The following is a 23,651-nucleotide window of genomic DNA, read 5'->3' on the forward strand; positions in this document are numbered from 1 at the left end:
CGCAGTCCTACTGTGCCCGAATTGCCGGTTCCTTGGCTCGTCCTGTCTGATCGATCACAGTCACCTCGATCTTCGCGGGCGGTGCGGGCTGATACGGCGTGAACCGTTCCAGCGAGCCCCAGTCACGGCCCAGATCATGGTCGAGATAGGTGGGCACAGTTTCAGCCTTCAACAGCAGATTCGTCCATCCGAGCGGGCCGCCGCCGATATCGTCCTGCCAGGCGTTGGACGCGTCCGAACCGACCCTATCAGGCAGAATCCGCCACTGCGGCGCCTCCGCGACGCCGTCGTGGTGTTCGAACGGGCGCTGGCAGGGGAACGCCAGGCCGACGTGCCAGTCGAGCAGCACCGGGGCGGTCCGGCCGACCACGGAGTCGAGGGTGGCCAGCTTCGGCAGCCGCGGCGGGGTGACCGCGAGCCACTGCTTGCCGGTGATGTCGTTGTCGGCGGCGACCAGGCGCACCGCGTTCACGCCGGCGGGCAGCTGATCGATCGGCACGCGCAGGTTGCGCCATGAGGGCGCCGGGCCGATGTCCATCGGCGCGATCGAGCCGGTCACCTCGACCGATCCGTCGGCGGCGCGGGTGCCGTACTCCAGGCGCAGTTCCTGGCCGTAGTGCACGACGCCGTCGGCGTCGACATAGCGGATCCGCCCCGCTGCCGTGACCACGAGGGCCTGATAGGCGGGATCGTCGCGCACGCTGTCGCCGAGGTCGACGCGATACCACTGCGAGGTCAGCTTCGCCTGGCGCTGCACACCGTCCTGGAAGGAGCCGAGGACCGGGGTGCGGGCGGGGTCGAGGCCGAACGGGAGCGCGACGGTGCTGCCGTTGATGCCGGGCTCGGCGCTGGTGCCGCCGCCGGTGCCCGCACCGGTGGTGTCGGTGGTCTTGTTCGCGGAATCGGAGTCGACCGAGTTGGCGCCGCCGACCACCGTCTCGTCGGCGTCGGCGGTGAGGTCGTCGGCCACGCCGTCGGGGGTGAAGCCGGTGGATTCGGCGTTCAGTCCGTCGGCGGGTGCGCCGGTGTACGGGGTGAGCAGGGAGTCGGCCGTATTCGTTTCCACCAGTACGTCATTCGCCAGGCCACAGGTATCACCGCGCAGCGAATTGATATTCGACTTCGCGATCGAATAGGCGGGGTACTGCGTGATAGCGCCCTTGGCCATCGACGCGACCTCGAACAGCACCAGCAGGGCCGCCGCGATGGTGAGCGGCATGGTGGCGAAACGGTCGAAACGTCCGGTGTCGCTCGGTGTTCGGTACGGTGCGCGCAGGTGGAAGTACAGGGCGACCAGCAGCGCGAGGATGCTGAGACCGAGGAACAGCGTCGAAACGCCCTTGCCCGCCACCATCGGCGCCTTGTCCCAGAACGGCACGCCGAAACTGGAGACATACCACCAGCCGTTGGAACCGGTGAAGGTCATCGCGAGCAGGAACAACACCGCGGCCGTGAACAGCGCTCGATTGCGGGGGGCCTTGATTCCGTTGGTGCCGACCGCCACCGCCGCCAGTGCCGCCAGCGAACCCGCCAGACCGGCATAGACGCCGAAGTGGTGGGTCCACTTGGTCGGCGTCCACATCATCAGTAGCAGCGCGGTGAAGACGATGCCGAGGATGCGCACCGACGGGCCGCGTGAGGTGCCGGGGATACGGCCCTTGCGCAGCACCTGCAGGACGCAGACGAGCAGGCACAGCAGCAGCACCAGGACGCCGAAGCGACGGGCCAGCGAGCCGTCGGGGGAGAGCATGAACAGCGAGTCCCAGCGGGTGCGTTCGTCGAACCAGGCGACATTCGGGCCGACGAGCGTGCGGACCCGGGTGGCCTCCAGCACGGTGGCCAGCGTCTGGTCGGCGAAGACGACGACGAGCACCAGCGTGCCCGCCGCGACGCCGGGAGCCAGCAGCGCGGCGTACCGGAAGATCCTGGCGCTGATCGAGAGTCGATCCGCACGAGCGGAACTGGTCGCGACGGTCCGCGGTTGGTCATCGGCGGCGTCGAACTCGTTGTCGGCGGCGATCCGGCGCGGGCGCAGACCCTGCGCGCGTTTGATGATGACCTGCATGACCGGCCTGGTGCCCGCGATCAGCGCGGCGATGCAGATCAGTCCGGTCGGACCCGCCGCGAGGGAGAACGCGGCGATGAGGATCGCCAGGGCGGCGGGCAGCAGCCGTGCGGTGGCGATGGCGCGCTCGATGAGGCACCAGGTGAGCAGGGCGCCCGCCGCGATCAACGGCTCGGGGCGAAGGCCGTTGTCGTAGGGGAGCCAGAAGGCCAGGAACACCAGCCCGGCCGTCCACAGCGCCACCTTGTCGCGGCGCACCCGAGCACCCAAGCGGGGCAGCACTTCTCGACTGATCACCGCCCAGCAGACCAGCCCGGCGGCGAGCGCGGGCAGGCGCATCCACGGGCTGGCGTCGGAGATCTTCGTCATCCAGGCGAGCAGCTCGTAGGACCAGCCGAACGGCGCCTCCGGCACGCCGAACCAGCGGTAGTAGTTCGCCATGTAGCCCGACGGGCCCGACGCGCGCGCCATATTGAGGATGTAGCCGTCGTCGGAGGTGTTGGCGCCGATCAGATGCCAGCCGAGCAGGGTCGCGACCACCACCACATCGGGCAGGGTGATCCGCCACCAGTGCCGGGGCAGGAAGCGGCGGGCGCGGCGGCCGTCGGCGGTGTCGAGCAGGTGCAGCGCGATCAGCGCGATCAGGGTGAACACGCCCGCCCCGATCATCGTCGCCAGTTTCAGCGGCGTCGGCGTCGAGGTGAAGCGGGAGTCGATGTCGGCGTGCAGCCCGGCCCCGGTGAGGGCGGCCGCGTCGAGGTCGGTGTAGACGCCGACGATCTGCGGGCGCTTGTCGACGGTGACGGTGTTGCGGAACGGCGTGCCGTCCTGACGCGCCGCCCCGACGAACTCGACGGTCGTCGCCTCGATGGTCGAGACGACGCTGATGTGCGAGCACCCGCCGATCTCGGCGATCGGCGCCGACAGCATCGGCACATCGCGCGCCTGCACCCCCAGCACGCCGTCGCGCACGGTGACACTGAGCCCGCGGTCGGTTTTGCCCGAGGCCACCGGGATCGTCGTGAGCAGGGTGGTCGCGGTGGGGTTCTCCGCCCCTTGACCCGGCAGCCCGCTCAGCATCGTGCAGGGCAACCGCGCGTCGAGTCGCTGCGGCACATACGACACCAGCGGCGCTTCGACGCTGGTAGCGCCCGCTTGCGGCCAGTCCAGGCTCGCGCGGTCTTGGCGCACCGGCAACAGCGGTGCGAGCAGGGCGAGCACGAACCCGAGCAGCCCGCAGACGAGGGCGATCAGGCGGTAACGGGTGAACGTACGTTCAGATCGGTCCGGCACGGGGGTTGATGCTATCCATCGAACCTGAGCGCGGGTCGGCGCCGCTCGGACAGACGGGTCGGGCGACCCCGGTCATGCCCGGATACGGCGGGCCGATGGCGGTGGTGGATGTGCCGGTCGAGGGCGAATCCGGGGCACGCTAGCCCGTGCGGCGGTCGGCCCAGTCGAGTTGAGTCCGGGCCCAGTCGGGGATCTCGGTGTCGGGGCGCGGGAAGGCGGCGAATTCGGCGCGCAGATCATCGGCGGTGACCTCGGGCATCCAGTCGGCGACCGAGGCGGTGGAGTAGTTCGTCTTGTACCGGGTGGGACCGGCGATGAAGATCTCGGCGCTGAGCCAGGCCCCGGCGTCGGGGTCGTACGACATGCGCTTGTGATCGGTGAGGTATTCGAGCACCTCGGTGGGCGGCATCAGGTTGGTGACTGTTCCGTTGCGCTCTTTGATCTGAATCCCGGCGACGGTCCGCTCGCCGACCTGGAGTGACCACAGCAGGGCGAATTTCTGCCCCGGCGCGAGCAGGGCGATGGTGGCGTCGATGACCACCCGCTCGATCGCGGCGAGCGAGTCGAGCTGCGCCCGGGGTTCCGGTTCACGGCCCTGGAGCTGCGGGCGGGTCAACAAAAGATCTCTGCGCTCGGGTCTGCTGAGCGTCATAGCTATACCTCTGCATCCGTACCGATCAGCACTACCAAAACTGATTTCGGTCGGCCGAATTTCCAACAATTCGCAGCGTACCTGCCCCGCGACACCGACCGTGCGGTTTGTTGTCTCTGACCGAACATATTGTGGTCTATCGCTCCTCCGCACACCAGTGGCTAACGGGTGTCGATAGACACAGTAACGATGACTACGCCGCCGCCGCGCGTAGCGCGAACCAGCCGTCGAGCGGGTCGGCGAAGCCGTGATAGACCAGCGGTATGCGCTGGTCTATCGCGAAATACCGGTAGACGGCCTCCATCGCCTGCCGGACCGAATGCGCCTGGAAGTCGTCGATGCGCCGCACTCCGATGCGCCGCTCGGGCAGCATCGCCAGCCGGGTGAGTTCCGCGGGATCGTCCACATCGAGCCCCCACGGCGCGGGTTCGTCGATGAGATGGTCGTGCAGCACCTCCCTCGCCACCGGCGGATCGTGGCGGGGACCGGCGAACGACACCTGCTCCGCACGGGCGAGCCCACGCGTGTCCAGTGGCGTGCGCACGGCCTGGATCAGGTCGATCAGCTCGGCGTCCGGGGTCGGCTGGGGTATTCGCCCGGCGACCGGCGCCTGTTCCAGCAGGTGCATCATCTGACCGCCGAGAACCAGGGGTTCCGGCACCAGGAACACGCTGATGCTCGGGCAGGAACAGTTCAGGCCGGTGAGGCACACCCTCGTGTGCAACGGATCGGACATACGTCCTCCTCCGGTAGCGGGTCGCCGGGACCCGTGACGTGCGGGATCTTCATCCAACGCCGGCCGCCGGGGAGTTCGAATCCACCGACGGCGACCAAGCCGCACCCGTCAGTGTAGTGCCGTGGAGCGGGAAGAACACCGGGTTCCGGCACGGATCGGACACGATCGGCCCCGCCTACTCGCCCACCGATTCGGTGTAGCGCCGCGCCAGGGTGCGCAGGTGCGCGACCAGTTCGGGCGGACCGTCGACGCGGAAATCCATCATCAACATGCTGAGGTAGATCGCGATCGTCTCCATCGCGTCGGCGCCGGTGAGCAGCACGCAGCTGTGCTCGTCGATCGGCTCGACCACACCGACCGCCGGGTTGATCCTGGCGATCACAGTCTGCGCGGGTTCCAGGACGGTGACGCGGGCGCGGACCCGCCAGCCGGTGGACGCGATGTGGCGCATGACGAAGGCGACGAGGTCGTGATGGGGCAGAGCGCGCTGCGCGAACACCCGCGCACCCGTCTCGGCCCGGGTGATCCCGGCGGCGGGCAGCGCCATCCAGTCGTGGGTTCTCATACTGTAGGCCACCAGGTACCAGCGACGTTGCCAGTTGATCAGCCGGTAGGGCTCGAGTTCGGTTGTGCCGTCGGAGGTTTCGACGGTGATGGCGGTGGTGCGGCGGACCGCGTCGGCGAGCGTGGTGAGAATGCCCGCGGCGACCGGCGCGTCCGGCTCGCGGGAGCCGGTGGTGGCCGGCCCGATCTCGGTGGCATCGCGCAGCGCGGAGACCTTGCGCTGCAGGCGTTTCGGGAGAATCTGTTCGATCTTGCGCAGTGCTCTGGTGAGCTGGTCGCCGATATCGGAGACGGCGAGCGAGCCGTCGTGGGCCACGGCGATGGACAGCGCGACCGCCACGGCCTCCTCGTCATCGAGGAGCAGCGGCGGCATCGTGGCACCCCGGCCGAGGCGGTAGCCGCCGATCGCGCCCCGTTCCGCGTGGACGGGATAGCCGAGTTCACGCAGGCGCGCGATGTCGTTGCGCACGGTGCGTTCGGTGATATCGAGGCGGTCGGCGAGCTCGCGTCCGGTGTAGGCGCGGTCTTGCAGTAGTGCGAGCAGACGCAGTACGCGGGGGGTTGTCGCGGCCAATTTCCACCTCGTCAGAAATCAGGAAAGAAAGGAGCCTAATAGGTTTCTAGGCTGGAGTCATCACCGAAACGGAAGGCACCATCATGAACAGCACCGCAGCCCTCGAAACCGTCTGGCGCGACGTGGTCGCCACCTCCTACCGGGCGCTCAGCGACGTCGTGACCGGCATCGCCGACGACCAGTGGAACCTGCCGACTCCCTGCGCGGACTGGACCGTCACCCAGGTCATCCAGCACGCCGCGGGCGACCAACTCGCCTACGCCGCCGCGCTGGGCGTCGGCCCCGGCCCGTCCTACAACCCTTTCGATCCCTCCGGCGAGCTCGACGGCACCGCCGCCGCCCTGGTCCGCGCGGCCATCGACCAGACCGCCGCGGCCTGGGCCACCGTCTCCGACGACACCGCCACCGTGCCGACCCCGCTCCCGCACGGCGACCTGCCCACCCCCGTCGCCGCCACCCTCGCCGCCCTCGACGCGGCCGTCCACGCCTGGGACATCGCCGTCGCCACCGGCCAGCCGTCCCCGCTCACCGACGACCTGTCCTCGCACCTGCTGATCGCCGCCCGCACCATCCACCCGGCCCCCGGCTCCGGCGTCCCGGCCGAGATCACCGAACCCCTTCGTCAATGGGGCGCCTATGCTCCCATCGTCGAAGCGCCGACCGCGGGTGCCACCGACGAACTCCTCCACTACCTGGGCCGGACCACGGCGTGAGTCCAGATCGGCGCGCGGGTCTCAGCGGCGGACTGTGATCAGGGTGAAGGGGCCGATCTCGGTGGCGGTGAAAGCCGGGTCGGTGAACAGAGACTTGGGGAAAGCGACGGTGTAGCGCTTGACGTTCGGGTCGTTGGGGTAGACGTCCGCGGCAAGGCGCAGGGTGTAGTTGTCGCCGTCGTTGCGGAAGAGGAAGGCGTCGGGCGCGCGCCACGGGGACTTCGCGAGGGCCGCGACCAGGGCGGGGGAGTCGGGGAGTTTGCTCCAGTCGGCGATGGTGGCGGCCCGGGCCTTGAAGTCCGACAGCGGGTTCGCGTAGTGGGAGGTGAGGGCCTGGAAACCCCAGTAGGGGTAGAAGGCAAGGAAGCTGGTGTCAGCGGTGAGGACGACGGATTCGTCCCTGGGGCGGCCGGTCTGGGCCAGGATCGCTTCGTCGACCGCGTGGTAGTACGCGACCGAGGAGGGCTTGCGTTTATCCGCCCGTTCGCCGAAGGTGCCGTCGGCGTTCGGCACGTCGGTCGGGACCGTGTCGGTGTAGGCGGTGTCGATTTCGTGGGTGAGCACGGTGGGAATCATCTGGGCGAAGGCCAGAGCGCCGAGCACGGCGATCGCCGCCGCCGCGGTGCGCAGGGGGGCCGGCTCGTTCAATGCCTGGTAGACGGCGGTCGCGCCCTCGACGAAGCCGAAAACGCCCGCGGCCGCGAGCACGGCGAGCAGGACCGGCTCGAGCCGGAAGGACAGCAGGGTCGTGCCCGCCGCGGTCGCCGCCATCGAGAGCAGCGTCCACAAGTAGATCGAGATGACGCCGAGCCCCAATGCCTGTGCGCGCCTCGACGATCCGGCCCGAATCACCAGCCACAGCACACCGAGCAGGCAGAACGCGCCACGCAGGGAGAACTCGAGCATCGGGAACGCGAGCTGGGCGCCGGATTCGGGCAGATAGTGGAAGGCGTTGCCGGACGGCAGCTTCGGATCGGACGCCATCTCCAGCAGATACGGCGCCCATACGACGAGCGCGAGCACGATGGCGATACCGCCGATCGCCGCCAGCCTGATCGAGGGCGCGATCGCGGCATGCCACGACGCGCTCTTCGAGGTAGCTCGCTTCGCGTAGACCGCGAGGCCGGCCGCCACCACTCCCATGATCACCACGGTGAACGCCGCGATCGCCAGATACAACGTGTAGAAACACGCCGCCACCCCGAGGAACAGACCCGTTCCGAGCACCGCGCCCCAACCACCGGATCGCCGGTGCAGCGCGCCCCACGCCAGCACCAGCACCGGTGGAATGAACACCACGAGCACCGCGCCGTACGCCTCGGGCGAGGCGTAGGCCAAGGTCATCGCCGTGACCGCGGCGGCGGCGCCCACCGCCATGTCGGCCCGCACCAACCGCATCCACAGCACCAGCGCCACCGTGGCCGCGATGGCGAGCAGCCCGATCGCGTACGGCTTGAACACTTCCCAGCCGTCCATCCCGAGCACGTTGCCCACGCGCCCGCCGATCCAGAACCACCCGGCCGGATAGAACGGCGGCAGATCCACATACGTCATATCGCGCAGTGCGGCGCTGTCGGTGAGTCGCGTCAGATACTCGGTCCGGAATTCCTGATCCACCGAGACGCCGAACAGGTACAACTTCGTGGCGGCCAGCGGCATCCCCAAGGTGACCGTGACAAAACTCGAGATTCCCACCCAGGAGAGCAGTTTCGCCGCCACCGGCCACCTGCGCGCCCGGATCAACAGCACCGAGACCACCAGCAGCGCGATCGCGACGACCTGTCCCACCGTGGTCAGCGCGCGCGTCACATGGGAGGAGTTGAACGCGGGCCACTGCACCGCCGAGAACGCGAACAGCCCCACCGCGGCGACAACCAGCGCCACCACCGCGGCGGCAGTCCCCTCACCGAGCCCGCTCCAGATCTTGCGCCCCGCCCGCGCCTCGTCATTGGTCGTCATCGGCGCGCAATCCTCCGGCTCCACTGTGCTCCACGGTCCGGGCCAGCCTAGTGGAGCCGAAAAGCAGAACTGCCGCACCATCCGGGGATGATGCGGCAGTCCGAACGCAGTCGATCAGATCGGGAGTTTGCGGAAGATCGGGCGCGGCACGTGGCGCAGCGCCGACATCAGGAAGCGGGCCTCGCCCGGTGCCCAGACGATCTCGGTGCCCTTCTCCGACGCGGCGACGGCGAGCTTGGCGACGTCCTCCGGGTCGACGGTGAGCGGGGCTTCCTTGGCGCCGGTGGCTTCCCAATGGGCCTTGGTCGCCGAGGTGCGCACCTGCATCGGCCGGATGACGGTGACGCGCGGACCGAAGGGACGCAGCGCCTCGCCGAGGCCGAGGTAGAAGCCATCGAGGCCGGCCTTGGTGGAGCCGTAGACGAAGTTGGAGCGGCGAACGCGCTCACCGGCCACCGACGACATCACGATGATCCGGCCGTGGCCCTGTGCCTTGAACTTCTCGCCCACCAGCACGCCCACCGACACACCGGCGGTGTAGTTGATGCCGACGGTCATGACCGCCTTGCGCTGGTTCTGCCACAGCTCCTCGGCATCGCCGAGCACACCGAACGCCACGATCGCGACGTCGACGTCACCCGCGGCGAACGCGGAGTCGACGACCTTGGGGTGGGACTCGGTGTCGAGCGCGTCGAAGTCGATGACGTCGACCTGGGTCGCGCCGGCGGCCTTCACCTGGGTGACGGCGTTCTCGAGCAGCGGATCGCCGGGCAGGTTCGCCAGGATGACCCTGGCCGGGCTCTTGGCCAGGTACTCGCCGACGATCGCGAGACCGATCTCGGAGGTGCCGCCGAAGAGCAGGATGGTCTGCGGGTTGCCAACTGCGTTGATCACTGGAGCTCCAGCCTCCTGGCCATATCGGACATGAACACACCATTCGGGTCGACGCTGCGGCGGACCTTGATCCACTCGTCGATCCGCGGGTACATCTTGTGGAAGGTCTCGGCCGAGGTGCGCGAATCCTTCGCGGTGTAGAGCCGCCCGCCGAACTCGAGCACGCGCCGGTCGAGCTCGGTGACGAACTCGTTGAGTCCACGCGAGATCGGGAAGTCGACGCAGATGTTCCAGCCCGCCATCGGGAAGCTCAGCGGCGCCTGGTTGCCCTCGCCGAACAGCTTGAACACGTTGAGGAACGAGTAGAAACCCGAGCTCTGGATGTCGATGATGATGCGCTTGAACTCTTCGACCGACTCCGGCGGGACCACGAACTGGTACTGCAGGAAGCCGTTGGAGCCGTAGCCACGGTTCCATTCACCCATCATGTCGAGCGGGTGGTAGAAGGCGGTCAGGCTCTGCGCCTTGCCCCGGTAGGTGCCCGACTTGCGGTACCAGACCTCACCGATCGGCCCGAACGTGTACTTGTTGGCCAGCCCGTTGGGGAACACATCGGGCAGCGTGAAGAAGGTCTTGCCGTTGAAGCGCAGCGGGTCCTTCTGCAGCTTCTTCGGCAGCTGATCGACCTTGGCCAGGTTGCCGCGGGAGATGGCCGCGCGGCCCAGGTTGGGCAGCGGGCTGATGGCGTCGAACCAGGCCGAGCTGTACTCGTACTCGTCCTCGGACCCGTCGCTGTGGAAGGCGATGGTCTCGTCGAGCGTGCTGGTCACGTCGCCGTCGGCGATGAAGTAGGCCGTCTCGGTCGGGGTCATCTCGACGGTGGCCCGCAGGATGATGCCGGTCAGCCCGCAGCCGCCGATGGTGGCCCAGAACAGCTCGGGATCGGACGCGGCGGTGATCGTGCGGACCACGCCGTCGGCGGTGAGCAGATCCATCGAGCGCACGTGGTTGCCGAAGCTGCCTGCGCTGTGGTGGTTCTTGCCGTGGATATCGGAGCCGATGGCGCCACCGATGGTGACCTGCCGGGTGCCGGGTAGCACCGGAACCCAGAGGCCGAACGGTAGCGCTGCCTTCATCAGCTGGTCGAGGTCGACGCCGCCGTCCACGTCGACGAGGCGGGTGGCCGCGTCGATGCTGTGGATCTTGTTCAGCGCGGGCATGTCGATCACGAGGCCGCCCGCGTTCTGCGAGTTGTCGCCGTATGAGCGGCCGAGGCCACGCGCGATCACGCCGCGTCGCAGATGCGTCGGCTTCGAGTCGTTGTCCTGCGCCACCATGCTCACGGCCTTGGCGATCAATTCCGGATCGCTGGTCGAGAGCACTTCGGCGGAGGTGGGTGCGGTGCGACCCCAACCGGTGAGCTTGCGGGTGCGCGTAGGGAGCGCGAACGCGTCATCGTTGGTGGTCGAAATGTTCTCAGACATCGGCTAAGAGGCTACATGCATGGCGGGTATACGTGGCAGGACAGTGCGCCGGTCTCGTACGCTGCTCACGTGCAAGCCCAACCGCATCTGCCGCTACCCGCCGAAATTCCCCTGGTCGACGAGCCCGGCGGGACCGATGTCGACCTCAAGACGCAGATCGTGCGGTTCACGCTGACGGGTGGTCTGTCGGCGGTCGTCGACTACGGCATCTACAGCCTGCTGCTGAATCTGCTCGGGTTGCCGGTGAGCCTGGCCAAGGCGATCAGTTTCGTCGCGGGCACCACCACGGCGTACCTGATCAACCGGCGCTGGACGTTCAAGGCCGAGCCGAGCAGGGCCAGGTTCTTCGCGGTGGTCGCCCTGTACGCGGTGACGTTCGCGGTGCAGGTGGGGATCAACGCGGCGCTGTACGCCGCGCTGCCCGACGAGTGGTGGCGTCAGCCCCTCGCGTTCGTGATCGCGCAGGGCACGGCGACCGTCATCAACTTCGTCGTGCAGCGTGTGGTGATCTTCAAGATCGCGTAGTCAGCTGGCCTCGGCGACGGCCGGGGCCTGTTTGCCCGCTTTGACGCCGAAGTAGTCGCCGCCCTTGGCGCGCACGTTGTCGGTGCCCCATGCCCGCTGATCCCGCACCACCGGGACCATCTGCGGAATGTGCTTGCGGCAGTGGATGTATGCCTCTTCCACCTCGACGACCACCCACACCTGCGAGGTCTTTCCCCGCTCGGCGGGCGGCAGGTCGGTGACGTCGGCGCGCAACTCGCTGTCGGCGACCATGCGGGCCTTACCGTTGATGTGCAGGCCGATGAGGTCGCGAACGAAGTCGATCATCAGGATTCCCACGTGCGGGTTCTCGAGAATATTGCCGAGGCTGGCCATCACCCCGTTACCCCGGTACTCGGGGTACGCAATCGTGCGATCGTCGATCACGTGCAGAAATCCGGGGGGCCCCGCCCGGAAGCTGGAGTCACATTCACCGTGTGAATCCGAGGTGGCGATGAAGGCCATGTCCATCCGGGCGACGAAATCGACCATCGTGGGATTCAGATAGTCGATCATCTGGTCGTCGTAGAAGCGTTCGGCTCTCTCCGAGGTGCCCAACGTGTCCTGTAGCTCGCGTTCTCCGTCGCTGCCGACGAATTCTTCGGGCATCGGGCCCCCTCTGCTAGCCGTACCGGTTGATGCGGGCTTCTAGCGAAACCCCCGTTGTGACCGCAATCTCACTCAGTCTAGGAGACTCTCACCAATGGCGGGGCGTGTCCATTGTTGCGAATGAAGTGAATGCCGAGTTTGCGCAACGGTTCCCGGGCGGGGACCGATCAGACCGGGCCTACCGTCACCGGCACTCCGTTGAACACCGCTGTCCCGCTGACTCGGTCGACCACTGAATCATCGGTCAGCACATTGGCATTCACACCGGCGTGCGCGAGCGCGACCGACTGGGTGGTGCTCGCGCCGTGCCCCCAGCCGTGCGGCAGGCTCACCACACCGCGCATGATCGTCGGCGTCAGCTCGACCTGGACCGTCAACGAGCCGGCCGCCGAGGTGATCTCGGCCTGCTCGCCGAGACCGAGGCGGGTCGCGTCGTCGGGGTGGACCTGCAGGGTGCAGCGGTTGGAACCGCCGACCAGGCCCGCGATGTTGTGCATCCAGCTGTTGTTGGAGCGCAGCTGACGTCGTCCGATCAGCACCATCGCGGGCGCGGTGCTCGCCAGCCCGGCGCGCAGGCGCGCCACGTCGGCGACCAGTTGCGGCGGTGCCAGTTCCACCTGCTTCGACGCGGTGCGCAGCACGCCGGGCAGCCGGGGCCGCAGTGGGCCGAGGTCGAGGCCGTGTGGGTTGTCGAGCAGGGTCTTCAGGCTGAGGTCGCCGCCGTTCCAGGCGCCGTACGGGCCGAGCTTGAGCATCAGGTCGAGGCGCTGTTCGGTGGTGTTCTCGCCGGTCAGCTCATCGCGGCGCTCGCTCATATCCGCGTTGTGCAAAGTGCCGACGATGACGAGCTCGTCGACCATCGCGATCGGGCTCTCGGCACCCGTCCCGGCATGCGGCTGACCACTTACCGCGGCCGCCAGCCGGGCCACCACCGCCGATTCCGACGGCCGCTCGCCCAGCGAGACCAGGGGCGGGGAGTAGCGCGCGTAATTGCGCACCGCGAACTGCAGCAGCGCGAAATCGAAGTGCGGCGACTGCACCGAACGTGGCGGCGGCAGGATCACATTCGCGTGTCTCGTCGTCTCGTTGACATACCGATCCACACTCACCATGAAATCCAGCCCGGCCAGGCCACGGTCGAGGCGCGCACCGCTCGGCGCGGACAGCACGGGGTTGCCCGCCACCGTCACCAGCGCCCTGATCTGCCCCTCGCCCGGTGTCTCGATCTCGTCGGCGAGGGTGGCGACGGGCAGTTCGCCCATGGCCTCCGGCAGCTCACGGACCCGGCTGGTCCAGCGACCGAGCCGGAACGGCTTGCTGCGCCGCACCCCGCCCGCCGCGGCTTCGGCGAACATGGCGCCGCCGGGGGAGTCGAGGTTGCCGGTGAGGGTGTTCACGGCGTCGACGAGCCACTGGGTGAGCGTGCCGAACTCGGCGGTGCAGGTACCGATCCGCGCGTAGACGGCCGAGGTCGGCGCGGCCGCGAGTTCGCGGGCGAGCGCGCGGATGGTGTCGGCGGGGATGCCGGTGCGCTCGGTCACCGCGTCCGGTGGGAAGTCGAGGGCGCTCGCGCGTAGCTCGTCGAGCCCGGCCACGTCGACGCGCACGTCGGTCAAGCCCTCGTCGAACAGCGTGTGCACGATCCCGAACAGCAGATACGCGTCCGAACCCGGCCGGATGAACAGGTGCTGGTCGGCGAGCGCGGCGGTTCTGGTCTCGCGCGGGTCGACCACCACCAGCTTGCCCCCGCGCGCCCGCAACGCCTTCAACCGCCCGGGGAAGTCGGGCGCGGTGCACAGCGATCCGTTGGATTCGAGCGGATTGGCGCCGAGCATCAGCAGGAAGTCGGTGCGGTCGAGGTCGGGGACCGGCACCGTCAGCGGGTCGCCGAACATGAGCCCGGCCGCGACCTGCTTGGGCATCTGGTCGGCCGAGCTCGCGCTGTAGATGTGACGGGTGCTCAGCGCGCGAATCAGCACAGGTAGGTAGAGCGCGCCCGCGACGGTGTGCGCGTTGGGATTGCCCAGGTACACCGCGGCCGCGCCGCGCGGGATCTCGGCGAAGGCGGCCGCGATCAGGTCGAACGCCTCGTCCCAGCCCGCGGCACGGAAACCGTCTCCGTCGCGGATCAGCGGGGTGGTGACGAGGTCGGGATCGCCGTCGAGCTTGCCGAAGCTGGCGCCCTTCGGGCACAGGAAGCCCTTGCTGAACGGGTCGTCGCGGTCGCCGCGTACCGACAGCACCTGATCGGCGTCATCGAGGGTGACCGTGAGACCACACACAGCCTCACACAACGGACAGGTACGCAGCAGCGAACGTGGAGCCATATCTCATGCTTACGCCACTGGTGGGGGCGGTGGCTGGAAACGCCGAAAACCCGCGAGCGGCGACGTCGGGGAGGCGTCGCGCTTCGCGGGTTCGGGCTGGTTCAGATCAGCTGGCCAGGGTCAGCTTCGCGCGCTTGCCGCCGGTCCGCCTGCGGGCCATCGCCGAGCGCACGGCCGCACCGAGGGCGACGACCGGCGGAATCCAGCGAGCCTCGGTGGGCGCCACGCCCCAGGAGGCGCTGCCCGCGGCGAGCTGGGTCGGCGGCAGCGGGATGCTCGCACCGTCGGTGTGCACGATGACGCCTGCCTCGCGCAGGGCCTCGATCGCCATGGCGGCCTTGCGGACACCGGTGACCAGGTGGATCTCACGACGCTCCTGGCCCGGGATCTCGATCACGGGGCCGGACAGGTTGTTGGCGCGCAGGAAGCGGCGAACATCGCCCGCGATCTCACCGGTGATCTCGATGGCCGAGACCTCGTCGTCGGTGATCAAGCAGAGGCCGTTGGTGGTTTCAGCGACCGTCCATCCACGCGCGGCGTACTCCTGCGCGGCGGCACCCTTGTCGGCACCCGTAGTGGTGGTCGGAAACGTCGTGCGCACTGTGTTCTCCATTCCCCGAAGAGCTCTGTTCCTGCGTTCATGGGCGTATCGGCCTGAGGTAGCCGAGTCGTTACGCCGTTACCGAAAAATATTCGTGAGTGTTCGCTTCGTCTCAGTCCGGTAACCTTCGCTATCGCAGGTAGCCCGCCGCCCGGGTTGGCGTCGGGGTCGAAAGCGGGCAGGATTCGGTACATGACCGAAGCGCCTGGCACACCCGAGTCGAACGACGGGGATGCCGAGGAGTTCGACGCCGAATCCCGTTGGCTCTCTTGGAAAGCGGCCGACGGCAAGCGATCCGATCGTGCCGATGAAGTGTCCTATGCGGCCGATCTGGCGCGCGACGCGGGGTTCGATGAACCGTTCCGCAGCACCGGTTCCGCTAAACAGTGGGCCGCCGAAGCCGCCCGTTCGCTGCTGGATGTGCAGTTCCGCAGGCCCGCGACCAGGACATTGTTGCCCCTGGCCTATGTATTGGGCGTCGTGTCCTTCGCCATCGGCCTGCCGATCGCCTTCGTCGTGCTGATGTGGAAGGCCTCCGCGGTATTGGGAGTACTGGCCGCGCTGGTATCGATCCCGCTCGGTCTCACCATCGCGGCCTCGGTCCGGCTGATGCTCGAATTCGCCGACAACGCCGCCCGGCTGGCGGGCCGTGTCGAACACATCAGCGACCTGGCCGACGGACTGTTCCAGGCGCTGTCCGATGTCGCCGAACCGGTCAGTCAACTCTCCGAAGATGTTCGCGCGGTGCAGTTCTGGCGGTTCCGAAAGAAAAAATAGGTCTTGCGCGGTGCCGGATTCATTGTGAAACAATCCGTACGCAGATCCGACGATATGTCGGCCGCGTAGGGCGATCTCCGAAAGTTCCGTCCGGGGACCGGAGTTCGGATACAGGGGGGAAGTATGGCTTCACCGCAGGGCGTCACGGGTTCCACCATGCCGCGCAGGCAACTGGGCAGGCACTTGCGTGACCTGCGCAATCGCGCGCGGATGACAACGAGAACCGCCGCGGCGCAACTGGAGTGGTCGGAAGCGAAGATCTGGCGGATCGAAACGGGGCAGACGTCGTTGCGCAGCCTCGACGTCGAGGCCATGTGCAAGGTGTACGGCGCGCCCGCCGATCTGGTCGAACCGCTGGCAGCCTTGGCTCGCGAGACCAAAGCGAGGGGCTGGTGGACGAGCTACGGCGACGTGATCGCGGAGGGATTCGAGGTCTACATCGGGCTGGAGGAGGCCGCGTCGGGGCTCACGCTCTACGAGGACGGCCTCATCCCGGTCCTGCTGCAAACCGAGGACTACGCGAGAGCGCTGCTCGAACAGACGATTCCCGGGTTGACCGACGCGGAACTCGAGCGCAGGCTGCGCGTGATGGCAGCCAGGCAGGCCCTGGTCACCAGGGCCGACGCGCCGTTGCGACTCGATGTGGTGCTGGCCGAGTCGGTGCTCACCCGCGCCATCGGTGACGACCGCGTGCGCGCGGGCCAACTCGCGCGATTGCGAGAGCTGGCCGCGCGCGAAACGGTGCGGATCCAGGTGGTTCCCGGCGATTGCGCTTACCACGCCGGTCTCGAATCGGGCCGGTTCGTGATCCTGGATTTCGGCGTCGACGATTCCGTGGATCGCCCGGAGCCGCCGGTGATCTTCGTCGAGACCTTCGCGGGCAGCACCTACCTGGACAAACCCGCCGAATGTGACCGCTACCGGCGCGCTTTCACCGATATCGCGGCGGCGGCTACGGGCACGCTGTAGAGGTTTCCCAGGAGCCCGCGAGCACCGACCGGTGGGTGGGCAGGGCTTGGTCGTAGACCTCCCTGCCCTTCTCGGTGAGGTGCACGAAGATCGCGCGCCGGTCCATATCGCACATGCTGCGTTCCACCAGACCGTCGCGTTCGAGCCGGGCCACCGTACGCGACAGCGCGCTCTGGCTCAGGTAGATGTCCTGGGCCAGCTCGGTCATGCGGTACTTCTGACACGCCGCGTCGACCAATCGGTCCAGCGTTTCGAATTCGCTGAGGCCGATCTCATGGTCTCGTTGGAGCGCCTTCTCCAGCGCGCAGCTCACGGCGGCATGCCGTTCGAGCAGTTCGCGCCACTGACCGACCAGCTCGGAGGGCGCTTCGGTGCGCCGAGCTGACGTGATGGCCGGGTTCGACATGGCCTCATCTTAGTGGTTGGTGTTTGTGCATGCAACGGCATTTTATGTGTTGGCAATTAATGCACACGCATGTAATGTCCTCCGCATGACTTCGCCAGCAACGCTCTCGGCCGCAGATCAGGCGACCGATCCCACCAGGTGGCCCCTGCGCCTCTGGGGAATGCTGATCACTCTGTGCATCGTCCTCTTCCTCGACGGGCTCGACGTCTCGATGATCGGCGTCGCGCTGCCGTCCATCGGCGCCGAACTCGATCTGTCCACCTCCACCCTGCAGTGGCTCGTCAGCGGCTACATCCTCGGCTACGGCGGCCTGCTGCTGCTGGGTGGTCGCACCGCCGACCTGCTCGGCCGCCGCAAGGTCTTCCTCATCGCCCTCGCGGTCTTCGCCGTCGCATCACTGGTCGGTGGTCTGGTGAGCGACCCCGCGCTGCTGATCGTCACCCGTTTCATCAAGGGCTTGGCCGCCGCGTTCACCGCGCCGACCGGTCTGTCGATCATCACCACCACCTTCGCCGAAGGAAAAGCGCGCAACAAGGCGCTGTCGATCTACACCGTCTTCGGCGCGGGCGGCTACTCCATGGGCCTGCTGTTCGGTGGCCTGATGACCGGGGTCGGCTGGCGCTGGACCTTCCTGCTGCCCGTCCCGATCGCCCTGGCCGCTCTGGCCGCCGCGTTCGTGCTGGTGCCCAAGGACGGTAAGGCGGAGGAAGGCGGCCACGATCTACTCGGCGCGCTCCTGTCGACAGCGGGCATGTTGCTGCTGGTCTACACCGTGGTCACCGCGCCGGAAGTCGGCTGGGCCTCGGGCCGCACCATCGGTTCGTTCCTCGCCGTGATCGCCCTGTTCGCCGCCTTCGTCGTCACCGAGCAGCGGGTGAAGCACCCGCTGGTCCGGCTCGGCATCCTGCGCAAGGCCTCGCTGGTGCGAGCCAGCCTGGCCATCATCGCGGTCGCCGGTTCCTACTTCTCCTGGCAGTTCATCGTGACCCTGTACATGCAGGACACCCTGGAGTGGTCGGCGCTGAAGCTGGCGATGGCCCTGCTGCCGGTCGGCATCCTGGTCGTCGGGTCGGCGTTCTTCTCCGAGAAACTAATCGACCGTTTCGGCACCGGACCGGTCATCGCGGTCACCATGAGCGTGATGGCGATCGGCTACCTGCTGTTCCTGCGGATCGACACGGCACCCGGTTACTTCACCGTGCTGCTGCCCGCGATTCTGCTGATCGGCATCGGCTGGGTCGGTTTCCCGGCGATCAATGTGCAGGCCACCAGCGGTATCGACGACGACGAGCAGGGCCTCGCGGCCGGCGTGCTGCAGACCTCGATGCAGGTCGGCGCGGCCATCGTGCTCGCGGTGACCACCGCCATCGTCACCTCCGGCGGGCACGGCACGAGCGCCACCCCCCAGCAGATGCTCGATACCTACCGGCCGGGCCTGGAGTTCGCGGCGGGCGTCACCATCGTCGGCGCGCTGCTCGCGCTCACGGTCTTCCTGCCCCGGTTCCGCAAGCCGGTCGAGGTCGCGCCGGTCGAGGCGAAGGTGCTCGAACCGGTCGCCTGATCGGAAAACGTGGCACGGCACCACCTCTCGCGGGTGGTGCCGTGTTTCACGTGAATCAGTCGGAAAATCTCGGCGCTGCTTCGTCTTTGGCGGAGCGAACGTAGGTCAGCGGACGACCGTCGCGGCCCTCTGTCGGCCAGTCGATGCGCAGGCGCGGGTCGAAAGCGTCCAGGTCCCTGTCGAATTCGGGGGAGTACTCGAGCGAGCACAGGTAGGTCACCGTCGAACGGTTCTCCAGCGAGAGGATGGCGTGGCCCAGACCCTCGGACAGGAACACCGAGCGCCGCGAGACGTCATCGAGCAGCACGCTGTCCCACCGGCCGTAGGTCGGCGAGCCGGGCCGTAGGTCGACCACCACGTCCAGGAACGCGCCGCGCACACAGGTCACATACTTGGCCTGACCCGGCGGATCGTCGGTGTAGTGGATCCCGCGCAATACCCCGGCCGCCGAGACCGAGGTGTTCACCTGGTGCAACTCGAACGAGCGTCCGGTGGCCTTCTCGAACTCCGAGGCCTTGAACGACTCGCAGAACATGCCGCGGTCGTCACCGAGCAGGCGCGGGGTGACCACCCAGGCGCCGGGGATCGCCAGTTCACGAAATTCCATGCGCTACCAGTCTTTTCCGCGGTCGATCAGATCCAGCAGGTAGCGGCCGTAGCCCGAGCGCACCATGGGTTCGGCGAGCTTGCACAGCTGCTCGTCGGAGATCAGGCCGCGCCGCCATGCCACCTCCTCCGGCACACCGATCTTGAGGCCCTGTCGTTCCTCGATCGTGCGCACGTAATTGGCCGCGTCGAGCAGGGAATCGAAGGTGCCGGTGTCGAGCCAGGCGGTGCCGCGCGCGAGCACGTCGACGCTGAGCCGGTCCTGCTCGAGGTAGGCCCGGTTGATATCGGTGATCTCGTACTCCCCGCGCGCCGATGGCTTCAGCTCGCGGGCGATCTCGACCACGTCGTTGTCGTAGAAGTAGAGGCCGGGGATGGCGTAGTTCGAGCGCGGGACCTTCGGCTTCTCCTCGATGGAGACCGCGCGGCCCTGATCGAACTCCACCACGCCGTAGGCGGTCGGGTCCTTCACCCAGTAGGCGAAGACCGCGCCGCCGTCGATGTCGTGGAAGCGTTCCAGGCTGGCGCCGAGCCCTGGCCCGTGGAAGATGTTATCGCCGAGTACCAGCGCCGCCGGTTCGTTGCCGATGTGGTCGGCCCCGAGGACGAAGGCGCTCGCGAGGCCGTCGGGTTCGGGCTGCACCACATAGCTGATCGCGACGCCGAACTGACTGCCGTCACCGAGCAGCCGGGAAAACGCGTCGGCGTCCTCCGGCGTGGTGATCACCAGAATGTCGTCGATCCCTGCCAGCATGAGAGTGGACAGCGGGTAGTAGACCATGGGTTTGTCGTAGACCGGAACGAGCTGCTTGCTCACCCCGCGCGTGATCGGGTGCAACCGTGAACCGGTGCCGCCCGCCAAGATGATTCCGCGCATAGGTGGCAAGTCTGCCAGTTCCGTCCGCTTCGGAGTCGGGGAGGTTCCGACCTGTCGACGAATTGGTCACGAACGTTTCGTGACCGGGTGTGTCGGGCGATAACTGAGACAGACGACACCCTCATCTGATTATGTGAGCGTCGATGTGTGAAACATCGTTGTGTTAGATGTCAGCGTTGACATCGAACCGGGGGTCAGCGCCTGGTCAGGGGTCGACGCGCCAGCTGTAGAGGTAGGTGCGCGATGGTAGCCGCGAAGATCACCGGCGTGATGGGCGGGCTCGCGCCCGTGGCCCCGATCAGCACCGCCGAGACGCCGGACCCGGGCGTCATCGTCAACTCGGGGCGGACCAGTACCTCCTCGCGGGTCCTGATGGGTGCGTGCCTCGGCGTGATCGGACCGCTGCTGCGCTCCGTGCCCATCAACCGGACCACCATTCCGGTCGGCGCCGTCGCGGTCGACCTGTTGTCGCGGTTGCGGCCCGATCCACAGGGTGTCGAACGCGAGCAGATCAGGCTGTCCGGGTTCCTCATGGAGATGCTGCGCCCCGCGGGCGGCTCGCGCGCCCTGCGCCACGGTGCGGTGCTGTACATGCACGGCGGCGGATTCGCGGTCTGCGGTCTGCGCACCCACCGCGCGATCGCGGCGGGGATCGCCCGACGTACCGGACTGCCGGTGCTCAATGTCGAATACCGGCAATTGCCCGGTTCGATCGACGCCTCGATCGATGACTGCGTGCTCGCGTACCGCTGGCTGCTGCGCCACGGCGCCGATCCGGCGCGCATCGTGTTCGCCGGTGATTCGGCGGGCGGGTTCCTCACCTTCGCGACCGCGATCCGCGCGCGCGAGATCGGGCTGCCGCTGCCCGCGGGACTCATCGGCCTCAGCCCGCTGCTCGACCTGGACTACCGAGCCAAGGAGCAGTACGTCAATGTCGCGCGGGACGCCTATATCCCGCTGAAGGGCCTCGAGGCGGTCGTCCACCTCGGCGCCGAGCACGAGGGTCCGCTCGACCCGGCGCTGTCGCCGGTCAACGCCGACCTGGCCGGGCTGCCGCCGGTGCTGCTCATCGCCGCCGAGGACGAGCTGCTGCGCTACGACTGTGAACTGATGGCCCACCGGCTCACCGCCGCGGGCGTGCCCAACACGCTGGAGCTGTGGCGCGGGCAGGTACACGCGTTCATGAGCATTCTGCCGAGCATGCCGGAGAGCCGGTCGGCGCTGGGCCGGGTGGCGAAGTTCGTCCGCACCGTGGTGGAGCCGGCCCACCGGGCACGTACGGCATAGGCCAGTGAACCGGCTCGGACGGTCCTGATCGCGATCGGCCGGACGAGCCGACTCGGGTCGGAGGGCCTGCGGTGTCGTAGGCCCCCGGGCCCTTGGTCCGGGAAACGCAGAAGCGGCCCCCGGCTCGGATTTCTCCGGGCTGGGGGCCGCTTTCCTTCTGTCCTACGGCGAAATTACTTGGCCGGAGCGGTGAAGGGGGCGGAGATGGTGGAGAAGTACTGGATCGCAGCACCGATCGCGACCGGGGCGGTCACGAAGATCTGGCCCAGGATGACGCCGAGGGCGCCGATGGTGGTGGCGCCGACGAGGCAGCCACCGATGCCGCCGGGCACGGAACCGACCAGCGCGCCCAGGACGCCACCGGCGACGAGGCCGCCGGCCGCACCCGCGACACAACCGATGGCAGCGCCGCTGAGGCCGCCGACCAGGGTGCCGATGGTGGCGCCCATGGAGATGGTGGAGGTCAGACGGCTCCAGGCGGCCTGCTCACGCTCGTACTCGGTCTTCCAGGGAGCCTTGTCCTCGTAGGGGAGGGCGACGGGCTTGTAGACGGCCTTGGCCGGGTCCAGCTGCGGGGTCAGCGTGGCGGTGTTGCCCGAGATCTCGGCCGCGATGGGCAGCTCGAACTCGTCGAGGCGGAAGTTCAGGGGGGTGCCGGCGACGACGGTGCCGTTGGCGGCCTTGATCTTGAAGACGCCGTTCTCTTCGACCAGCGAGCCGGCGTCAGTGGTGATGACGGCCTTCGAGTCGATGACCTCGGCGGAGTAGTTGATCGCCTCGGCTTCTTCGGCGGGCGCGGCGTTCACAGTGCCGGCGGCGACGCCCATGGCAGCGATCAGCAGCGCCGACGTGGCGGCGAATTTCCTCATCAGCATTTTCGTTGAACCTCAAAGTTGGAGCGTGCGGAGGGGACTCGTAGATCAAAAGCTCCCGCAGCTAACCAGAGGTGAACCTGCTGTGACTGTTAGTTCAAGTTTTGTTCACCATTGATACTCCGATGCCTGTGCGCTGCTGGAAACCTGAGCGTTGACCGGGCTTTTTCTCGGGAAAACCAACCCTGAGTCTTAACCTACCGCTAGGTAATGTGATGGACATCACAGCGCTAATATATACCGGGTCACAGGTCAGAGACGTTCCAGCAACACATAACGGTGGCACTTTCGTCAGGAGCGTGTGCGGAATGCCCGTATCGTTGACCGAGTGCGAGTGCTCGTAACCGGCGGGGCCGGGTTCATCGGTGCGAATTTCGTCCAGCAGACCGTGGCCACGCGCCCGGATGTCCAAGTGACCGTGCTCGACGCGCTCACTTACGCGGGCAACCGGGCCTCGCTGGACTCGGTCGCGGATCGGATCGAATTCGTGCACGGCGATATCGCCGATCTCGATCTGGTCGACAATCTGGTCAGCGGGGTGGACGCGGTCGTGCATTTCGCCGCCGAATCCCACAACGACAACTCCCTGGCCGAGCCGTGGCCGTTCGTGCAGACCAATATCGTCGGCACCTACTCGCTGCTGCAAGCCGTGCGTCGCCACGATGTGCGCTACCACCACATCTCCACCGACGAGGTGTACGGCGATCTCACCCCCGACGAGCCGGGCTTCACCGAATCCACCGCCTACAACCCGTCGAGCCCGTATTCGGCGACCAAGGCGAGCAGCGACATGCTGGTACGCGCCTGGACCAGGTCTTTCGGTATCCGCGCCACCCTGTCGAACTGCTCGAACAATTACGGCCCGTACCAGCACGTCGAGAAATTCATCCCCCGCCAGATCACCAATCTGATCGACGGCGTACGCCCCCGTCTGTACGGCGCGGGCCATCAGGTGCGCGACTGGATCCACGTCGACGACCACAATCGCGCGGTCTGGGACATTCTCGAGCGTGGACGCACCGGCAAGACCTACCTCATCGGCGCGCAGGGCGAACTCGACAACCTCGCTGTGGTCGGGCTCATTCTGCGAGCTTTCGATCGCGAGCCCACCGACTTCGATCACGTGACCGACCGCCCCGGCCACGACCAGCGCTACGCCATCGACGCGAGCCTGCTGCGCGAGGAACTGGGCTGGTCACCGCGCTACGCGGACTTCCGCGTCGGCCTGGCCGACACCGTCGCCTGGTACCGCGACAACGAAGACTGGTGGCGACCGAAGAAGGCCGAAACCGAACGCGCCTACGCGGCCGCGGGTGAAAAGACGCTGTAATCCCCACCGTCG

21 protein-coding genes are annotated in these 23,651 nt (G+C 67.5%); 7 read left to right on the forward strand and 14 right to left on the reverse strand.

The genetic code is table 11. From position 1 onward, the window contains the following. Nucleotides 1-7 precede the first annotated feature (7 nt). From NA12_RS24370 to NA12_RS24385, 4 genes are all read right to left on the reverse strand, one after another. Nucleotides 8-3,358, reverse strand: a complete 3,351-nt coding sequence (locus NA12_RS24370; protein WP_243654791.1) for an arabinosyltransferase domain-containing protein — start codon at nt 3,356-3,358, stop codon at nt 8-10. 139 nt (nt 3,359-3,497) lie between these two features. Next, nucleotides 3,498-4,010 carry a hypothetical protein gene (locus NA12_RS24375; RefSeq protein WP_067455815.1) on the reverse strand — a complete coding sequence of 171 codons (513 nt, stop codon included), beginning with the start codon at nt 4,008-4,010 and terminating at the stop codon, nt 3,498-3,500. 193 nt (nt 4,011-4,203) lie between these two features. Further along, nucleotides 4,204-4,746: a protein kinase family protein gene (locus tag NA12_RS24380; RefSeq protein ID WP_067455817.1), complete on the reverse strand. Its 543-nt coding sequence runs from the start codon at nt 4,744-4,746 to the stop codon at nt 4,204-4,206. Nucleotides 4,747-4,921: 175 nt separating this feature from the next. Beyond that, entirely contained in the window at nt 4,922-5,884 is a 963-nt protein-coding gene (locus tag NA12_RS24385; RefSeq protein WP_067455820.1) for a helix-turn-helix transcriptional regulator, read from the reverse strand. An 83-nt stretch (nt 5,885-5,967) separates the two neighbouring features. Between NA12_RS24385 and NA12_RS24390 the strand changes: the two genes are divergently transcribed. Then, a complete protein-coding gene (locus NA12_RS24390) occupies nt 5,968-6,597 on the forward strand; it encodes a TIGR03086 family metal-binding protein (RefSeq protein ID WP_067455827.1) in 630 nt (209 codons plus the stop codon). Between the two features lie 21 nt (nt 6,598-6,618). Here the strand turns inward: NA12_RS24390 and NA12_RS24395 are convergent, their stop codons facing one another. The 3 genes from NA12_RS24395 to dprE1 all read right to left on the reverse strand — a co-directional run bounded on the left by NA12_RS24395 (nt 6,619) and on the right by dprE1 (nt 10,874). Continuing rightward, nucleotides 6,619-8,556, reverse strand: coding sequence for a galactan 5-O-arabinofuranosyltransferase (locus tag NA12_RS24395; protein WP_067456019.1), 1,938 nt, complete (start codon nt 8,554-8,556; stop codon nt 6,619-6,621). A gap of 114 nt (nt 8,557-8,670) precedes the next feature. Further along, nucleotides 8,671-9,450, reverse strand: coding sequence for a decaprenylphospho-beta-D-erythro-pentofuranosid-2-ulose 2-reductase (gene dprE2 / locus NA12_RS24400; RefSeq protein ID WP_067455829.1), 780 nt, complete (start codon nt 9,448-9,450; stop codon nt 8,671-8,673). Next, nucleotides 9,447-10,874 (reverse strand): decaprenylphosphoryl-beta-D-ribose oxidase, encoded by a 1,428-nt coding sequence (gene dprE1, locus NA12_RS24405; protein WP_067455831.1) that lies wholly within the window; start codon nt 10,872-10,874, stop codon nt 9,447-9,449. The genes dprE2 and dprE1 overlap by 4 nt, the downstream gene beginning before the upstream one ends. A 69-nt stretch (nt 10,875-10,943) precedes the next feature. Here dprE1 and NA12_RS24410 point away from each other — a divergent pair, with 69 nt between their 5' ends. Next, nucleotides 10,944-11,399 carry a GtrA family protein gene (locus tag NA12_RS24410; protein ID WP_084473066.1) on the forward strand — a complete coding sequence of 152 codons (456 nt, stop codon included), beginning with the start codon at nt 10,944-10,946 and terminating at the stop codon, nt 11,397-11,399. Here the strand turns inward: NA12_RS24410 and NA12_RS24415 are convergent, their stop codons facing one another. The 3 genes from NA12_RS24415 to NA12_RS24425 form a co-directional block, all read right to left on the reverse strand. Continuing rightward, on the reverse strand, nt 11,400-12,026 hold the full coding sequence (locus NA12_RS24415; protein WP_067455832.1) for a pyridoxamine 5'-phosphate oxidase family protein: 627 nt from the start codon (nt 12,024-12,026) through the stop codon (nt 11,400-11,402). 167 nt (nt 12,027-12,193) lie between these two features. Continuing rightward, nucleotides 12,194-14,353 (reverse strand): molybdopterin oxidoreductase family protein, encoded by a 2,160-nt coding sequence (locus NA12_RS24420; RefSeq protein WP_067455834.1) that lies wholly within the window; start codon nt 14,351-14,353, stop codon nt 12,194-12,196. Between the two features lie 106 nt (nt 14,354-14,459). Then, complete coding sequence (locus NA12_RS24425) at nt 14,460-14,954, reverse strand: hypothetical protein (RefSeq protein WP_067456024.1); 495 nt, start codon at nt 14,952-14,954, stop codon at nt 14,460-14,462. A 192-nt stretch (nt 14,955-15,146) separates the two neighbouring features. On the opposite strand from NA12_RS24425, the gene NA12_RS24430 reads away from it, so the two are divergent. Both NA12_RS24430 and NA12_RS24435 read left to right on the forward strand, forming a co-directional pair. Beyond that, entirely contained in the window at nt 15,147-15,731 is a 585-nt protein-coding gene (locus NA12_RS24430) for a DUF4282 domain-containing protein (protein ID WP_067455836.1), read from the forward strand. 123 nt (nt 15,732-15,854) lie between these two features. After that, nucleotides 15,855-16,700: a helix-turn-helix domain-containing protein gene (locus NA12_RS24435; RefSeq protein ID WP_067455840.1), complete on the forward strand. Its 846-nt coding sequence runs from the start codon at nt 15,855-15,857 to the stop codon at nt 16,698-16,700. Here the strand turns inward: NA12_RS24435 and NA12_RS24440 are convergent. Continuing rightward, nucleotides 16,684-17,106, reverse strand: a complete 423-nt coding sequence (locus tag NA12_RS24440) for a MarR family winged helix-turn-helix transcriptional regulator (RefSeq protein ID WP_067455842.1) — start codon at nt 17,104-17,106, stop codon at nt 16,684-16,686. The genes NA12_RS24435 and NA12_RS24440 overlap by 17 nt on opposite strands. Nucleotides 17,107-17,191: 85 nt before the next feature. Here NA12_RS24440 and NA12_RS24445 point away from each other — a divergent pair, with 85 nt between their 5' ends. Next, nucleotides 17,192-18,667, forward strand: a complete 1,476-nt coding sequence (locus NA12_RS24445) for an MFS transporter (RefSeq protein WP_067455843.1) — start codon at nt 17,192-17,194, stop codon at nt 18,665-18,667. A 55-nt stretch (nt 18,668-18,722) separates the two neighbouring features. Here the strand turns inward: NA12_RS24445 and NA12_RS24450 are convergent, their stop codons facing one another. Together NA12_RS24450 and rfbA are read right to left on the reverse strand one after the other, a co-directional pair. Then, nucleotides 18,723-19,274: a dTDP-4-dehydrorhamnose 3,5-epimerase family protein gene (locus NA12_RS24450; protein ID WP_067455844.1), complete on the reverse strand. Its 552-nt coding sequence runs from the start codon at nt 19,272-19,274 to the stop codon at nt 18,723-18,725. Between the two features lie 3 nt (nt 19,275-19,277). Continuing rightward, nucleotides 19,278-20,150: a glucose-1-phosphate thymidylyltransferase RfbA gene (gene rfbA / locus NA12_RS24455; RefSeq protein WP_067455845.1), complete on the reverse strand. Its 873-nt coding sequence runs from the start codon at nt 20,148-20,150 to the stop codon at nt 19,278-19,280. Nucleotides 20,151-20,393: 243 nt separating this feature from the next. On the opposite strand from rfbA, the gene NA12_RS24460 reads away from it, so the two are divergent. Next, nucleotides 20,394-21,437 (forward strand): alpha/beta hydrolase, encoded by a 1,044-nt coding sequence (locus NA12_RS24460; protein ID WP_084473068.1) that lies wholly within the window; start codon nt 20,394-20,396, stop codon nt 21,435-21,437. Nucleotides 21,438-21,610: 173 nt separating this feature from the next. Here NA12_RS24460 and NA12_RS24465 read toward each other — a convergent pair whose 3' ends face one another. Then, the gene (locus NA12_RS24465; RefSeq protein ID WP_067455846.1) at nt 21,611-22,312 is read right to left on the reverse strand and encodes a DUF8020 domain-containing protein; all 702 of its coding nucleotides are present in this window, start codon (nt 22,310-22,312) and stop codon (nt 21,611-21,613) included. Between the two features lie 325 nt (nt 22,313-22,637). Between NA12_RS24465 and rfbB the strand changes: the two genes are divergently transcribed. Next, complete coding sequence (gene rfbB, locus NA12_RS24470; RefSeq protein ID WP_067455847.1) at nt 22,638-23,639, forward strand: dTDP-glucose 4,6-dehydratase; 1,002 nt, start codon at nt 22,638-22,640, stop codon at nt 23,637-23,639. The last annotated feature ends 12 nt before the right edge of the window (nt 23,640-23,651 follow it).

The sequence above is a fragment of the Nocardia alba NBRC 108234 genome (assembly GCF_001612665.1).
Lineage (GTDB): Bacteria > Actinomycetota > Actinomycetes > Mycobacteriales > Mycobacteriaceae > Nocardia > Nocardia alba.